This is a genomic window from Cupriavidus necator N-1 (assembly GCF_000219215.1).
GTDB classification, from domain to species: Bacteria; Pseudomonadota; Gammaproteobacteria; order Burkholderiales; family Burkholderiaceae; genus Cupriavidus; species Cupriavidus necator.
The window spans coordinates 1,620,442-1,634,632 of sequence record NC_015726.1 but is presented as its reverse complement, the minus strand read 5'-3'; the positions used below and the strand labels follow the sequence as shown (position 1 = coordinate 1,634,632).

The window sequence follows — 14,191 nt, the reverse complement described above, 5'->3', positions numbered from 1 at the left end:
GAATCGCCCCATGAATCGCTCGCCGTCCTTCTCCTTGCGCGCCACCGTGGCCGCCGTGCTTTGCGCCGCCGCGGCGGTGGCTTCCGCGCAGTCGCTGACGATCGGCTTTGCCGACCCGTTGTCGTCGCTGGACCCCCAGCTGAACAACCACGCCGGCGACCGCTCGGTGGACCTGCACTTCTGGGACCTGCTGATCGAAAACAAGGACAACAAGCTGCAGCCGGGGCTGGCGCTGTCGTGGAAGGCGCTGGACGACAAGACCTGGGAATTCAAGCTGCGCCGCGACGTCAAGTGGCAGGATGGCAAGCCCTTCACCGCCGAGGACGTGGTCTTCTCCTACCAGCGCGCACGCAACGTGCCGGGTAGTGTGGCCTCGTTCTCGGGCTACCTGCGCACCATCGAATCCGCCACCGCCAAGGACCCGTACACGCTGCTGGTCAAGACCAACATCGCCAACCCCGACCTGCCGCTGAACCTGGCCTCGGTGCATATCGTCAGCAAGCACGTGGGCGACAAGGCCAATACCGACGATTACAACGCGGGCCGCGCGGTGGTGGGCACCGGCCCGTACAAGTTCATCTCTTACACCCCGGGCGACCGTGTGATCATGGCGCGCAATGACGGCTACTGGGGCGCCAAGGCGATCTGGCAACAGGTCAACTACCGCTACATCAACAACGGCCCGGCGCGCACGGCAGCGCTGCTGTCCGGCGACGTGGACGTGATCGACAAGGTCTCGGTGTCCGACCTCGCCAAGCTCAAGCAATCGCCCACCGTCAGCGTGTTTCCCTACAACGGCCTGCGCGTGATGCTGCTGCAACCGAGCTTCAAGCCTGGCCCCAACCCCTACATCACCGACAACGCCGGCAAGCCGCTGGACAAGAACCCGCTGCTTGACGTGCGCGTGCGCCGGGCGCTGTCGCTGGCCATCAACCGCGAGGCCGTGGTGGGCCGTATCCTGCAGAACACCGCCACCGTAGCCAACCAGTGGATGCCCAAGGGCACTTTTGGCTACAACCCCGAGGTCAAGGACATCGCCTATGACCCCGCGCAGGCCAAAAAACTGCTGGCCGAGGCGGGCTTTCCCGACGGCTTCAGGCTGACCATCCATGCCCCCAACGACCGCTACCCGCAGGGCCCGGAAACGGCGCAGGCCGTGGCGCAGTTCTGGACCCGCGTGGGCGTGAAGACCCAGGTGGAAGTGGTGCCCTGGTCGGTCTACTCCGGCCGTGCCAACAAGAACGAGTACGCGGTCAGCATGCTGGCCTGGGGCAACGGCACCGGCGAGGCCAGCTATGCGCTGGTCAACGTGCTGGCCACCGTGGACGCCAAGAAGGGCCTGGGCGCCTCCAACTGGGGCCACTACAGCAACCCGGCCGTAGACCGCGCACTGGAGGAATCCACCGCCGAGTTCGACGCGGCCAAGCGCGAAACGATCCTGCGCCGCTCGGTCAAGCTGGTGTCCGACGACGTCGGCGTGGTGCCGCTGTACCACTACCAGAATATCTGGGCGGCAAAGAAGGGCCTGAAGGTAACGCCGATGACCAGCGACCGCACCGCCGCCATGATGGTGACGCGGACGGGCAAGTGAGCATGGCCGTGATGACCGCCCCAACCCTTGACATCACCCCGGCCGATGCGCTCATCGACGCGCCGCGCCGCATCGCCATCACCGGCCTGCGGCCCGGCGAGACCGTGGCCGTCAGCACGCGCACCGTACGCGGCCGCGACGTCGCCTGGGCCAGCCAGGCCGACTTCATTGCCGCAGGCGACGGCAGCGTGGACCTGGAGCGCGATGCGCCAGTGCGCGGCAGCTACGACGGCGTGGCGCCCATGGGCTTGCTGTGGGCGCAGCGGCCGGTGGCATCGGACAGCCGCGAGCTGTTCCACACCGACGCAATCCGGCCGCTGGTGACCGAGATTACCGTCACGGCCGCCGGCGGCGAGGCTCGCAGCGAGCTGGTGCAGCGCCTCGCCGCACCGGGCGTGGTGCGCGAAGACATCCGCGTGGACGGGCTGGTCGGCACGCTGTACCGCCCGCCTGGCGCCGGGCCGCACCCGGCGGTGATGGTGCTCAACGGGTCCGGCGGCGGCATCAACGAACCGCGCGCCGCGCTCTATGCCTCGCATGGCTATGCCGCGCTGGCGCTGGGCTACTTCAAGGCGCCGGGCCTGTCGGACTATATCTCCAACACGCCGCTGGAATACTTCGAGCGCGGCCTGCAATGGATGCATCGCGAGCTGCGTCCGGCGCATGGCTTTGTCGCCCTGTCCGGCCAGTCGCGCGGCGGGGAGCTGGTACTGCTGCTGGGTGCGACCTTTCCCGATCTGGTGTCGGCGGTGGTCGGCTACGTGCCGGGCGCGGTGGTGCATAGCGCCCAGAATGCCGCCGACCCGGCCATCGGCCGTGAGGGCGCAGCCTGGCTGCACCATGACAAGCCGCTGCCGCATGTGTGGGAGAACAACCCCGACGCCAGCTGGGCACCGTTCGACGAAGGCCCGGCGCCGCACCGGCACGAGCGCGCCATCCTCACCGCGCTGAAGAATGCCGAGGCCGTGGCGCGCGCCCGCATCCGGGTCGAGCACATCCACGGGCCGGTGATGCTGCTGTCCGGCACCGACGACGGCTCGTGGCCGTCCAGCCTGTATTCGCGCATGGTCACCGACAAGCTAACCGAGACCGGCCATCCGTATCCGGTCGAGCACCTCGACTTCGAGCATGCCGGCCATGCCATCCTCTTTCCCTACGTGCCCACCACGCAAGCGGTCTACGCGCATCCGGTATCGCGCCGTATCAGCACTACTGGCGGCACGCCCGAGGCCAATGCCGGTGCCGACGAGGCATCCTGGCGCGGGGTCCGCGCATTCCTGGCGCGGGCAGTGGCCGCGCGCAAGCAAACCGCCGGGAACTGACGGCTGCGCCAGCACGACAACGAATCCTTCGACACTCCGGGAGTCTTCAAATGACCCAAGCCAACGCTGCCGCCACTGACGTGGTCGACCAGGTCGCCGGCCTAGCCGCCGGCTCCGCCATCCACACGCTGCGTCACGCACGCGACAAGGTGGTTGCCTCCACCCAGGGCAGCTACAACGGGCTGTTCGATCCTGCCCTGCCCGGCCTGACCCTAGCCGAGCGCCTGCTGGTCGCGCTCTACGCCGCCCGCCTGGCCGGCGCCGCCGACCTGGTGGCCCACTACCGCGCCCGCCTGCAGGCCATCGAGGCCGACGCCGCGCTGGTCGCCCTCGCCCAGCAGGGCGACCCCGACACGCTCGCCGACGCGCGCCTGCGCGCCATCCTGGCCTTCACCCGCACGCTGAGTGAACGCCCCGTGGAAGGCGACCAGGCCACGCTGAAGACCCTGCCCGCCGCCGGCCTTGCCACGCCCGACGTGGTAACGCTGGCGCAACTGATCGCCTTCCTGTCCTACCAGGTGCGCCTGGTCGCCGGACTCAAGGCGATGCAGGCACTGGGCGCAGGCACCCCAGCGATCACTACCGTGCCCGCCACGGCCGGCACCCTGCTGCAGAGCCCGATCCGCGCGCATGGCTTCACTAACGAAGTGCTGGACTGGAAGGCCTGGCTGGACGTGGTATCCGTCGACAGCGCCACGCCCGAGCAGGTCGCGGTGCTGGAGGAGAGCCACCCCAAGGCCAAGGTATCGGACTACTACCTGTTCCTCGTGCACCAGCCCGAGATCCTGCGCCAGCGCTCCACCGCCTTCAACGCCATCATGTACGCCCCGGGTGGCATGCCGCGCGCCGAACGCGAACTGGCCAGCACGGTGGTGTCCCGCATCAATGGCTGCGTCTACTGCGCGTCAGTCCATGCCCAGCGCTTTGAGCAGCTGGCCAAGCGCAACGAGGTGATCCGCCAGGTGTTCGACGATCCCCATACCGCCGGCACGACTGCGCGCGAGCAGGCAATCGCGAAGTTCTCGATCGAACTGACCGAACAGCCCGCCGAAGTCACTGCCGAGCAGCTCAAGCCGTTGCGGGAAGCGGGCGTCACGGATGCGGAGATCCTGGACCTGATCCACTCGGTCGCCATCTTTGCCTGGGCGAACCGGCTGATGCTTAACCTCGGCGAGCCGGTGTTTCCGGAGCAATCCGGGGAGTAGGCGGTCAGGCGCCAGCCACAACGCACGCGGGCGCTCAGCCCGCGTTGTGATGCACCGCCAGCCAGACACTGGGCTGGCTAGCATCGGTCCACGCCACCCGGTGGCGGCAGTGGGCGGGAAGGTGCAGCCAGTCACCCGGCTTCATGGGATGCTGGCCGGACTGGCCTTCGATCTCGATGGCGGCGCTGCCGCTGACCAGCAGCACCCATTCCGCCTCTGCACTGTCGTACCAGAAGCCTTCGGGACTGGCCTGCCCGTTGGAGACGATGCGCTCGATCCGCAACCCGGGCCGTTCCAGCAGCGGCTGGAAGCACTCCTGCACCGCGCCGGCCGGGACGTCCGCCAGCAGGTTTCCGTGTTCAGGCTGCATGCTGCCTCCTGGAAGTCGTGGTTGCGGGGCCTGTCAGTTGCCCGGCCCGGGCGCCAGTACATCGCGTGCGCCATTGCGGCCCATCGGCGACACCAGCCCGGCCACCTCCATCTGCTCGATCAGGCGTGCCGCGCGGTTGTAGCCGATGCGCAGCTGGCGCTGCACGGCGGAGATCGAGGCGCGGCGGCTGGTCAGCACAAAGCTGGCGGCTTCGTCGTAGAGCGGGTCGGCCTCGCCGTCGCCGCCGCTGTCGCCGAACAGGTCGGTGCTGCCGGCCTCGGCAGGGTCGCCGGCAAGGATGGTTTCATCGTAGTCCGGCTCGCCGAACTGCTTCCAGTGTTCCACCACGCGGTGCACTTCGTCGTCGGCAACAAAGGCGCCATGCACGCGCTGCGGATAGCCGGTGCCAGGCGGCAGGAACAGCATGTCGCCCTGGCCGAGCAGGCTCTCGGCGCCCATCTGGTCAAGGATGGTGCGCGAATCGATCTTGGACGAGACCTGGAACGCCACGCGCGTCGGGATATTGGCCTTGATCAGGCCGGTAATCACGTCCACCGAGGGGCGCTGCGTGGCCAGGATCAGGTGGATGCCGGCGGCGCGCGCCTTCTGCGCCAGGCGCGCGATTAGTTCCTCGATCTTCTTGCCGGCGACCATCATCAGGTCGGCCAGTTCGTCGATCACCACCACGATCATCGGCAGGCGCGACAGTGGCTCGGGCGCCTCCGGCGTCAGCGAGAACGGGTTCGGCACTTTGCGCTCGGCGGCCTCCGCGGCGCGGATCTTCTGGTTGTAGCCGGCCAGGTTGCGTACGCCCAGCGCGGACATCAGCTTGTAGCGCTTTTCCATCTCGCCGACGCACCAGTTGAGCGCGTGCGCGGCCTGCTTCATGTCGGTGACCACCGGCGCCAGCAGGTGCGGGATGCCCTCATAGACCGACAATTCCAGCATCTTGGGGTCGATCATGATCAGGCGCACGTCTTCGGGCGTGGCCTTGTACAGCATCGACAGAATCATGGCGTTAACCGCCACCGACTTGCCCGAGCCGGTGGTGCCGGCCACCAGCAGGTGCGGCGCGCGGGCCAGGTCGGTCACCACCGGATTGCCGGTGATGTCCTTGCCCATGGCCAGCACCAGCCGCGAATGGTGCGCCTGGAACGAGGCCGCGTTGACGATCTCCGACAACCGGATCATCTGCCGGCGCGCATTGGGCAGCTCCAGCCCCATGCAGGTCTTGCCGGGAATGGTCTCGACCACGCGGATCGAGGTCACGCCCAGCGCGCGCGCCAGGTCCTTCATCAGCCCGACCACCTGGGCGCCGCGCACGCCCATGGCAGGCTCGACCTCGAAGCGGGTGATCACCGGGCCGGCACCGGCGCCGACCACGGCGACTGGCACCTTGAACTCGGCCAGCCGCTGGGCGATCAGCTCGCCGGTTTCGCGCAGGCGTTCTTCCGACACCTGTTCTGCGCTGTCGACCCCGGTCTCCAGCAGTTCGGCCGGTGGCAGGCGGTAGTCGACGAAGGGGCGCGAAGGCGGCGGCGCAACCGGCACCGGCACCGGCACCGGCACGGGCGCCGGCTGGGCGTTGGGCAGCGGCGGAGTGCGGCCGACCACGGCGGGCAGCACGATGCGCGGCTTGGCGGCCGAGACCGGAGCCTGGTTCAGTTCAGGCGCCTCAGCGGGCTCAGGGACTTCCGGGACTTCCGGGACTTCCGGGGCTTCCGGGGCTTCAGTCGCTTCAGGCGGTTCTGCTGCCTCAGCAGGCTCGGCCGCATCCGCTTCCGCCTCCTCGGCGATCAGGCCGTTGCCGTCCATCAATCCGTCCGTTTCGTTGTCCTCCGCGGGTGCCTGGGTGCTGGCATCGAGAGCGCTGCCCTCTTCCATCGCGGAGCTTGCCACGGCCTGGGCTACGGCCTCGGCGCCGGTGACATCCAATTCGGGCTCGGCTGTGGCCAGCGCTTCGGGTTCCCCAATAACAACGACGTGATCTCCGCTCCCAGCTTCGGCTTCGGCTTCGGCTTCGGCTTCGGCTTCGGCTTCGGCTTCGGCTTCGGCTTCGGCTTCGGCTTCGGCTTCGGCTTCGGCTTCGGCTTCGGCTGGCAGGGTGACGGTAGACAGTGCTTGCGGTTCTGCGTCGTCGGCAATATTCGGCGCTGAATCCGGCGCAGCCGCTTCCAGTTGTTGCGGTTCCGGCGCAGCCGCTTGCGGTACCACTGACTTGCCAGCCAGCGCCTGCAACTCGGCCAGCAGGTCAAGGGCTTCCTGCCGGATCGCGGCAAGCGTGGCTTCGTCGGCTTCGGCCGGCACTGCTTCCGGCGCAATATCGCCAACGATATCGGTGTCTGCGGACACTGGTTCCATGGCAGGCGCTTCGGGCACTGCCACTACCTCAGGTTCCGGGCTGGTAACCGGCTGCGCGGGAGCGGCCACGGCTTGCGTGGCGCCAGTGGCCGCCGGCGCAGCGGCGGCGGCTTCGGCCGGCGCGGATACGGCGGCAGCTACGGTGACTGAAGCAGCGGCCGCGGCGATGCCCTTGCCGGAAGCCTCAGGCAGCGTCGTAATCGCCGAACGCACCAGGGGCTGCGGTTGGCGGAACGGGCTGCTTACCACCGTGCCGCGCAGAGGCTGCGCCGGCCGCGGCGCTGGAGCCGGTGAAGGGGCTGCCGTCGCGGCCGGCTTGCGTGCCGCCGGCTGGGCAGGGCGCGGTGCCGGTGCCGGTGCCGGTGCGGCAGGTGCGGGCGGCGCGCTGCGCGTCGGCTTGACCGCGTTCGGCGACTCGGCATGGTGCAGCCAGATCTCGCCCGGCTGCGGCGGGGATTCACGCGTGCGACGCGGCGGTTGCCAGGCGGGCTGGCGGCGCGCCGAGACCGCCTCAAAGCTGCGATGGCGCGTGGCGGGCGCAGTCCAGCCGGGGTTGCCTGCCGACGGCGGCTCCCAGCGCTCTGCCTCGCGCAGCGGCTGGGTGGGCGCAAAGGAAACCGGCGGCTCTTCCGGCGCCGCGTCGGGCGCGGCGCCGCGGCGCGGCTTGCGCGCGAACAGGCTGCGCCAGGTTTCGCCGAACACCATCGGCGCGGCCAGCGCCAGCACGCCCAGCATCAACAGCAAGGCACCGGTCCAGCCGAACAGGTTGCCCATCATGCCGGCCAGCGCGCGGCCGGCCGAACCGCCGGCGCTCGAGTCCGGATCGGTGCCACTGGTCAGCGCTTCCAGGCAGGCGCTCGCGCACAGCACGGCGAGCGTGCCGAGCCAGACGCGCAATGAGCCGGGCCCTGCCAGCCGGCGCTCGCCGGCGAGCCAGCGCGTCACCAGCCGCCAGACCAGCGGCACTATCCAGAAAGTCGAAAATCCGAACCAGCCAAAACCCATTATCGACATGCCATGTTCAAAACTACGGGCAGCGATTGTAGCGGTTATGGCAGGCGGCGATTGAATCGGAAAGCGCAAATATTCGTAACGCAGCGTGTTTCCGGGGCGATTGCGCTCGATCCCTGTGCGATTCCGGATGCCAGCGGCGGCAGACTTTGCGCCATCCGTTGGTTGGCGCAGCGGCGCCGCGCTACCATGCGGCAACCCCCGATCGAATTGCACTCCAGGCGGCCCGCCGCCTCCCCCTCCCCCATGCCGATCCGCTACGCCAGGCTGCGCGCTCTTGTCGTCGAAGACCATCCGTTCCAGCGCGTCGCGGCCGAGGGACTGCTGCGACATCTAGGCGTGCAGACCCCGGTCTGCGCTGAAAACGGGACGCAAGCGGCCGAGATCCTTGCACGCGAACCGTTCGACATCGTGCTCTGCGACATCGAGATGCCTGGCGGCAACGGCCCCGAACTGATTGCCGAGTTGCACCGGCGCGGGGCAGCATGCCTTTGCCGGGGCGGCGCCGATGTGGGTCTGGGTGACGGCGCTGGCGGAGGACATCCTGGATTCAAACCGCGGCCTGGCGCACGCCGCCGGCATCCCGCGCGTGCACGCGCTGCGCAAGCCGCTGTCGCGCGATGCGGTGGAAGAGATCCTGGCCGATGCGCTGGTGCGCCAGCCCGCGGGCGAGTCCGCCCCGCCGGCGTGGTCACCCGACGACGCGGAACTGCTCGCCGCCACCCAGTCAGGCACGGACCTGCTGGTCATGCTGCAGCCGCCGGCGGGCCGGCGCCGAGGCGCTGGTGCGCTGGCGCCATCCCGAGCACGGCCTGGTACAGCCCGACCTCTTTATCCCACGGCTCGAAGCACTGGATGCGGCCGACCCGGTGTTCTTCTTTGTGTGCCTGGCAGCGCAGCAGCGGCTGCGCGCAGCCGGCATCCACATTGCGCTGGGCATCAATGCGTCGGCGCAAGCCCTGTGCCGGCCGGGCGTGCTGGAGGCGTCTGATGCCCTGGTGGCCGCCAGCGGCGTGCCGCGGCAGGCGCTGACGGTGGAGTTGACCGAGGGCAGTCCGGTGCCCGATACGCTGGCCCTGTCGGTCGCGCTGAACCACTTGCGGCTGCTGGGCTACGGCGTGGCAATCGACGATTTCGGCGTTAGCATCGCCACGCTCAAGCTGCTGGCGGGCCTGCCTTTCACGCAGCTGAAGCTCGACCGGTCGTTCGTTGTCGATGTCGACGGGCATGGCCAGCGTGCCGCCTTCTGCCGCAACATGATCAACCTGGCGCGCGAGCTGGGCCTGGAGTGTGTGGCCGAAGGCGTCGAGACCGACACGCAGCGGGCAGCGCTGCTGGCGCTGCCCGCTGGGCCAGGGCTACCTGTGGTCCGCGCCCAAGCCGGCCGAGGTCTTCGTCGCGGATGCCATCGACCGGGCAGCAACCACGCCGCCGGCAGCCTGACATGGCCCGGAGCCGGCGCTACTGCCCGACCCGGAACGGATACTTGGCAAAGATCTGCGTCACGGTCTTGTCGATGCGCTGCTGGGCGCTGGCCTTGTCGCTGGTGTCCACGCTGCCCACCGCCACGCCTTCCCAGACCAGCTTCATCTGGCGCCGGTCGACCAGGTCGATGTTGACCGTGCCTTCGGTGTAGGTATAGACGTCGTTATAGAAGCCGTAGCCCGGCCACGGCGCATACAGCCCGCCGCGATATCCGTAGTAGCCCATCATCGGCGTCGGCGCCGGGCTGACCTGGACCTTCTCCTGCAGCCGGGCATTGAAGTTGACCAGCAAGTCCGGCGACTGCGCCGCATAGCGGTAGCCGCGTGCGGTCAGTTCCCGCTGCACGGCAGACTTGAAGTACTGAGTGGTCAGGCTTTCATAGCCCTGGCGGTCGGTGCCAAGGTGCTCGACAAAGCCGAAGCTGCGATAGACGCTGAAATCCGTGCTGCGGTTGTAGTCGGTCTTGATGTCGGGCACGCTGGCGCAGCCTGACAGGACCAGCGCCGCGGCCACAACCGGAAAGAGCTGCCGGAAGGGTTTCACGATACATCTCCATGAGTCCGCGGCAGCGCGCACATGCGGCCATGCAGGCACGCACACGCGCCACCGGCGCCGGAACGCCGGCGCAGCGTACGCCATCTGACCCGACGGGCTAATTCATCTTGCCATTGATGCCGCCCACGCTGAGCCGGCCCGCCCCCAGCAGGGCCACCGCCAGCGCCGCGCCCAGGAACATCCCCTGCAACTCAAGCGCCCAGCCGCCGGTATCGGCCAGCATGCCGAGCTGCTTGGTATGCACCAGCGCTACCGCAAACAGCATATTGAGCGCAACGATCAGCGCCGCCAGGCGGCTCCACAGCCCGATGATCAGCAGGATCGGGGCTATGACTTCCCCAATGTAGACGCCGTAGGTCAGCCATGCCGGCAACCCGGCGTCGGCGACCACCTTCGCCACAAAGCCCATGCCGGACGCACCGGTCAGCTTGGCGATACCGTGCATCAGGATCAGCACGCCAAGCACGATGCGCAGCAGCGCCTTGCCCAAGTCCTGGGAACCCTGAGAGCCACCCATGGCCGTTCTCCTTGCCGTTGTCTGTCGAGTTGGTTGTTGAAGCCAAGCGCCTTTACCCTCACGCGCGAGGCTCGCCCCTGTACCTTAGTGCGAGGCGGCGTGAAGGTAAAGCCGCAAATACGAGGCTGCCGTCTGGCCGGGATGCGACCGGCACACCACCTCGCCAATCCCGCCGCGCCGCATCCGGGAGGCTTGCGCTACACCACCCGGTGCATGGCCGGCTGGCGCGGTTCAAGCATGCCGGCCTTGTATGCGCATTCGGGCAGGACCTCGCCAAGGAAGTCGAGAAAGCGCCGGGTGGCAGGCGTCACGCCCTTGCGCGACGGAAAAACCGCATGCAGCGTGCCGACCGGCATGTCGTACTGCGGCAACACCAGTTCCAGCTCGCCGCTTTCCAGCGCATCACGGCAATACATCCGCGGCAGCATGGCCACGCCCGCGCCGGCGATCGCCGCCTCGCGTAGCAGTACGAAGTCTTCAGTGACCAGGCGCGGTTCATAGGCAATCTGGATCGAGTCGCTGGTCTTGCAGCGCAGGTTCCAGACATGCTTGCCGTCGTGGGGCGGCTGGCCCACGCCGGGCATGCCGTCCAGCGCCTGCGGCGTGCGCGGGCGGCCGATGCTGTCCAGCAGCGCGGGGCTGGCCACCAGCATCACCTGGCTTTCACCGAAGGTGCGCACCGCCAGGCTGGAGTCCTCCATGGACTCGCGCACGCGCAGCGCCAGGTCGAAGCCTTCGCCGATCACGTCCACGCGCCGGTTGGTGGTCTCCAGCTCGATGCGCACCGCCGGGTTGGCGCGCATGAAATGGCCGATGGCCGGCGCCAGCAGGATCTGGGCGATGGCGATCGGGCAGCTCACGCGCAGCGTGCCGCCGGGCTGCTCGCGCGCCTGCTCGATGACCTCGCGGGCCGCCTTGGCCTCATTGAGCATGGCGCGGCAGCGTTCGTAGAAGGATTCGCCAAGCGGGGTAACGCGCACCTGCCGTGTCGTGCGACGCAGCAGCTGAACGCCCAGGTCACGTTCCAGCTGGGCGATGCGCCGGCTCAGGCGTGACTTGGGCACGCCGGAGGCGCGGCTGGCCGCGGAAAAACTGCCGTGTTCGACCACCTGGGCAAACAGGGACAAGTCGTTGAGGTCTTGCATGGATGGCTCCGGGATCACCGTGCGCCCGCCAGGCTGGCGTTGCGCCGGTAGAACAATCATTTGCATTTTGCCTCACTACCGATACCAATGGCCAGCCGCTATCTTTCATCCATCGCAACCGCACCCTTGTGGAGAAAGACATGAACATCCTGCAGATCGATTCCAGCGTCCTTGGCGACAACTCCGTTTCGCGCAGCCTGACCGCCAGCGTGGTAGCCGACCTCGTCGCCGCCAACCCGGGCGCCCAGGTCACCGTGCGCGACCTGGACCAGGACGCTCCGGCGCACCTGTCCGGCAACCTGCTGCCCGTGCTGGGCGGCCCGAAGGAAGGCCTGAACGCCGTTCAGGAAGCCGAGTTGCAGCGCACCGAGCAATGGCTGGGCGAATTCCTGGCCGCCGACGTGCTGGTGGTGGGCGTGCCGCAGTACAACTTCAGCATCCCCAGCCAGCTCAAGGCCTGGATCGACCGCATCGCGCAGGCTGGCCGCACCTTCAAGTACACGGAGAACGGCCCGGTGGGCCTGGCCGGCGGCAAGCGCGTGATCGTGGTGTCGTCGCGCGGTGGCGTGCGCCAGGATGCCAATGAGCTGGACCTGCACGAAAAGACCGTCGACATCGTGTTCCGCTTCCTGGGCATCACCGACATCAGCTACGTGCGTGCCCACGGCCTGGCCATGGGTCCGCAGTTCCGCGAAGCCGGCCTGGCCAGCGCCCGCACCGAAATCGCGGCACTGAACGACGCCGGGCGCCTGGCAGCCTGAGGTCCCGAGGGCCGGCCGGCGCTGCAGGACGGCGCCGGCTCGCCCCGCGGACGGATCAGGTCTATGATGGATCGGGGCGCTACGGCGCCCCGCGTGCCATGGGCGGCGCGCCGGCCCCGGCTATTTGCCCGCGGCTGTCCCGCCGCCTGCAGTCATCGACCGATCCACTCCCGGGAGCCCGCATGACTTCAGCCCTGTTGCCAGCCGCCGCCCTCCATCCGCCGCACGAACCCGCCCTGCTTTCGCAGTATCGCCACGTACGGACCGCCACCGAGACCCTGGTGGCCGACCTGTCCGATGCCGATGCCACCGTGCAGTCCATGGACGACGCCAGCCCGGCAAAATGGCACCTGGCGCACACCACATGGTTCTTCGAGGAATTCGTGCTGGCCGCGCGCATCCCGGACTACGAGCCGGTGGACCCGGACTACCGCTACCTCTTCAATTCCTACTACGAAGCGGTCGGCCCGCGCCACCCGCGGCCACAACGCGGGCTGCTGACCCGCCCCTCGCTGGATGAGGTGCTGGCCTACCGCGAAGCCGTGGACGAATCGATGCTGACGCTGCTGGGCAGCGCCCAGACCGATGACGAGGCGGCGTTGATCATGCTCGGCCTGCAGCACGAACAGCAGCACCAGGAACTGCTGCTGACCGATATCCTGCACCTGTTCGCGCAGAACCCGCTGCGCCCCGCCTTTGCCCCGGAACTGCCCGAGCCGGTGATTGCCGACCCGCGGCCCGCGCCGGACTGGATCGGCTTTGACGGCGGCCTGGTGGAGATCGGCCACCGCGGCGAGACCTTTGCCTTTGACTGCGAAGGGCCGCGGCACAAGGCCTACTTGGCGCCGTTCACGCTGTGCTCGCACCCGGTCAGCAACCGGCAATGGTTTGAATTCATCGAGGATGGCGGCTACCAGACGGCCGGGCTGTGGCTGTCCGACGGCTGGCGCTGGGTGTGCGAGCAAGGCATCCTGGCCCCGCTCTATTGGGAAGAACGCGAAGGCACGTGGTGGCAGATGACGCTGCGTGGGATGCATCCGGTCGATCCGGACAGCCCCGTCACCCACGTCAGCTTCTATGAGGCCGAGGCATTCGCGCGCTGGGCCGAACGCCGGCTGCCGACCGAGGCCGAATGGGAGCACGCGGCGCGCAGCCTGCCGGCCACCGGGAATTTTGTTGAAGGCCGCGCGCTGCGGCCGTTGCCGGATCGCCAGAACACCTCAGGCGTGCTGCGCCAGATGTTCGGCGATGTGTGGGAATGGACCGGCAGCGCCTTCCTGCCGTATCCGGGTTTCCGCCCGAACGCGGGTGCGGTGGGCGAGTACAACGGCAAGTTCATGAGCGGCCAGATGGTGCTGCGCGGCGGTTCGTGCGTCACGCCCGAATCGCATATCCGGGCGACCTACCGCAACTTCTTCTATCCGCACCAGCGCTGGCAGTTTACCGGGGTGCGGCTGGCGGATGATGTCTAGGCCGGCGCCAGCCAGCGCCATGCCAGCCAGGCCAGCAACACCCACACCAGCACGATGACCACGGCGGCCGCGCGATTGCGCGGTCGTTTTGCATGCGTGGCCTGCCACGCCTGAGCCCGGCCGCGACATTCATCCTTTACCGCCGGTGGAATCATCCGCAGCGTCAGCCAGATGCCCAGCGGCACCAGCAGCACGTCATCGACATAGCCCAGCACCGGGATGAAATCGGGGATCAGGTCGATCGGGCTGAAGGCATAGGCCACCACCAGCGCGGCCAGCAGCCGCGCGCTCCACGGCGTGCCGGGGTGGCGGCTGCAGAACCACAGCGTCAGCAGGCTCGCCTTGAGCCCGCGCGCCCACTGGCGCAGGCGTGCGCCGACGGTCATCGCCGGCATG

12 protein-coding genes and 2 pseudogenes are annotated in these 14,191 nt (G+C 68.4%); 7 read left to right on the top strand and 7 right to left on the bottom strand.

All coding sequences use genetic code 11. The features are described 5' to 3' along the window. Positions 1–10: 10 nt before the first annotated feature. The 3 genes from CNE_RS07815 to CNE_RS39120 are packed head-to-tail and all read left to right on the top strand — an operon-like array spanning position 11 to position 4,118. A complete protein-coding gene (locus CNE_RS07815; RefSeq protein WP_013956584.1) occupies positions 11–1,591 on the top strand; it encodes an ABC transporter substrate-binding protein in 1,581 nt (526 codons plus the stop codon). 11 nt (positions 1,592–1,602) lie between these two features. Continuing rightward, the gene (locus tag CNE_RS07810) at positions 1,603–2,913 is read left to right on the top strand and encodes an acyl-CoA thioesterase/bile acid-CoA:amino acid N-acyltransferase family protein (RefSeq protein WP_013956583.1); all 1,311 of its coding nucleotides are present in this window, start codon (positions 1,603–1,605) and stop codon (positions 2,911–2,913) included. Positions 2,914–2,963: 50 nt separating this feature from the next. Then, entirely contained in the window at positions 2,964–4,118 is a 1,155-nt protein-coding gene (locus tag CNE_RS39120; RefSeq protein ID WP_013956582.1) for a CMD domain-containing protein, read from the top strand. Positions 4,119–4,152: 34 nt separating this feature from the next. Here the strand turns inward: CNE_RS39120 and CNE_RS07800 are convergent, their stop codons facing one another. Both CNE_RS07800 and CNE_RS42695 read right to left on the bottom strand, forming a co-directional pair. Continuing rightward, the gene (locus CNE_RS07800) at positions 4,153–4,488 is read right to left on the bottom strand and encodes a cupin domain-containing protein (protein WP_013956581.1); all 336 of its coding nucleotides are present in this window, start codon (positions 4,486–4,488) and stop codon (positions 4,153–4,155) included. A 33-nt stretch (positions 4,489–4,521) separates the two neighbouring features. Continuing rightward, entirely contained in the window at positions 4,522–7,854 is a 3,333-nt protein-coding gene (locus CNE_RS42695) for a DNA translocase FtsK (RefSeq protein WP_013956580.1), read from the bottom strand. A 12-nt stretch (positions 7,855–7,866) separates the two neighbouring features. Here CNE_RS42695 and CNE_RS42875 point away from each other — a divergent pair. After that, positions 7,867–8,280, top strand: a pseudogene (locus CNE_RS42875) (hypothetical protein); the annotation flags it as partial. On the opposite strand, the gene CNE_RS42870 reads toward CNE_RS42875, so the two are convergent. Then, positions 8,194–8,403 (bottom strand): hypothetical protein, encoded by a 210-nt coding sequence (locus CNE_RS42870; protein ID WP_330995906.1) that lies wholly within the window; start codon positions 8,401–8,403, stop codon positions 8,194–8,196. The pseudogene CNE_RS42875 and the gene CNE_RS42870 overlap by 87 nt on opposite strands. A 77-nt stretch (positions 8,404–8,480) precedes the next feature. Between CNE_RS42870 and CNE_RS42865 the strand changes: the two are divergent. Beyond that, positions 8,481–9,146: pseudogene (locus CNE_RS42865) on the top strand (EAL domain-containing protein); the annotation flags it as partial. A 175-nt stretch (positions 9,147–9,321) separates the two neighbouring features. Here CNE_RS42865 and CNE_RS07785 read toward each other — a convergent pair. The 3 genes from CNE_RS07785 to CNE_RS07775 all read right to left on the bottom strand — a co-directional run bounded on the left by CNE_RS07785 (position 9,322) and on the right by CNE_RS07775 (position 11,562). After that, a complete protein-coding gene (locus CNE_RS07785) occupies positions 9,322–9,888 on the bottom strand; it encodes a DUF4136 domain-containing protein (RefSeq protein ID WP_041227891.1) in 567 nt (188 codons plus the stop codon). 109 nt (positions 9,889–9,997) lie between these two features. After that, positions 9,998–10,417 (bottom strand): DoxX family protein, encoded by a 420-nt coding sequence (locus tag CNE_RS07780; protein WP_013956577.1) that lies wholly within the window; start codon positions 10,415–10,417, stop codon positions 9,998–10,000. Positions 10,418–10,614: 197 nt separating this feature from the next. Further along, positions 10,615–11,562: a LysR family transcriptional regulator gene (locus tag CNE_RS07775; RefSeq protein WP_013956576.1), complete on the bottom strand. Its 948-nt coding sequence runs from the start codon at positions 11,560–11,562 to the stop codon at positions 10,615–10,617. A 140-nt stretch (positions 11,563–11,702) separates the two neighbouring features. On the opposite strand from CNE_RS07775, the gene CNE_RS07770 reads away from it, so the two are divergent. After that, positions 11,703–12,323, top strand: a complete 621-nt coding sequence (locus CNE_RS07770; protein WP_013956575.1) for an FMN-dependent NADH-azoreductase — start codon at positions 11,703–11,705, stop codon at positions 12,321–12,323. Between the two features lie 182 nt (positions 12,324–12,505). Further along, on the top strand, positions 12,506–13,795 hold the full coding sequence (gene egtB, locus CNE_RS07765; protein WP_013956574.1) for an ergothioneine biosynthesis protein EgtB: 1,290 nt from the start codon (positions 12,506–12,508) through the stop codon (positions 13,793–13,795). Here egtB and CNE_RS07760 read toward each other — a convergent pair. Then, entirely contained in the window at positions 13,792–14,181 is a 390-nt protein-coding gene (locus CNE_RS07760; RefSeq protein ID WP_041228373.1) for a YkvA family protein, read from the bottom strand. The two genes, egtB and CNE_RS07760, sit on opposite strands and share 4 nt — an antisense overlap. Positions 14,182–14,191 lie beyond the last annotated feature (10 nt).

What these genes read in the sequence shown, in the direction of transcription:
- CNE_RS07815 (WP_013956584.1), top strand. Translation starts at nt 11, where the DNA reads ATGAATCGCTCGCCGTCCTTCTCCTTGCGCGCCACCGTGGCCGCCGTG.
- CNE_RS07810 (WP_013956583.1), top strand. Translation starts at nt 1,603, where the DNA reads ATGACCGCCCCAACCCTTGACATCACCCCGGCCGATGCGCTCATCGAC.
- CNE_RS39120 (WP_013956582.1), top strand. Translation starts at nt 2,964, where the DNA reads ATGACCCAAGCCAACGCTGCCGCCACTGACGTGGTCGACCAGGTCGCC.
- CNE_RS07800 (WP_013956581.1), bottom strand. Translation starts at nt 4,488, where the DNA reads ATGCAGCCTGAACACGGAAACCTGCTGGCGGACGTCCCGGCCGGCGCG.
- CNE_RS42695 (WP_013956580.1), bottom strand. Translation starts at nt 7,854, where the DNA reads ATGGGTTTTGGCTGGTTCGGATTTTCGACTTTCTGGATAGTGCCGCTG.
- CNE_RS42870 (WP_330995906.1), bottom strand. Translation starts at nt 8,403, where the DNA reads ATGTCCTCCGCCAGCGCCGTCACCCAGACCCACATCGGCGCCGCCCCG.
- CNE_RS07780 (WP_013956577.1), bottom strand. Translation starts at nt 10,417, where the DNA reads ATGGGTGGCTCTCAGGGTTCCCAGGACTTGGGCAAGGCGCTGCTGCGC.
- CNE_RS07775 (WP_013956576.1), bottom strand. Translation starts at nt 11,562, where the DNA reads ATGCAAGACCTCAACGACTTGTCCCTGTTTGCCCAGGTGGTCGAACAC.
- CNE_RS07770 (WP_013956575.1), top strand. Translation starts at nt 11,703, where the DNA reads ATGAACATCCTGCAGATCGATTCCAGCGTCCTTGGCGACAACTCCGTT.
- egtB (WP_013956574.1), top strand. Translation starts at nt 12,506, where the DNA reads ATGACTTCAGCCCTGTTGCCAGCCGCCGCCCTCCATCCGCCGCACGAA.
- CNE_RS07760 (WP_041228373.1), bottom strand. Translation starts at nt 14,181, where the DNA reads ATGACCGTCGGCGCACGCCTGCGCCAGTGGGCGCGCGGGCTCAAGGCG.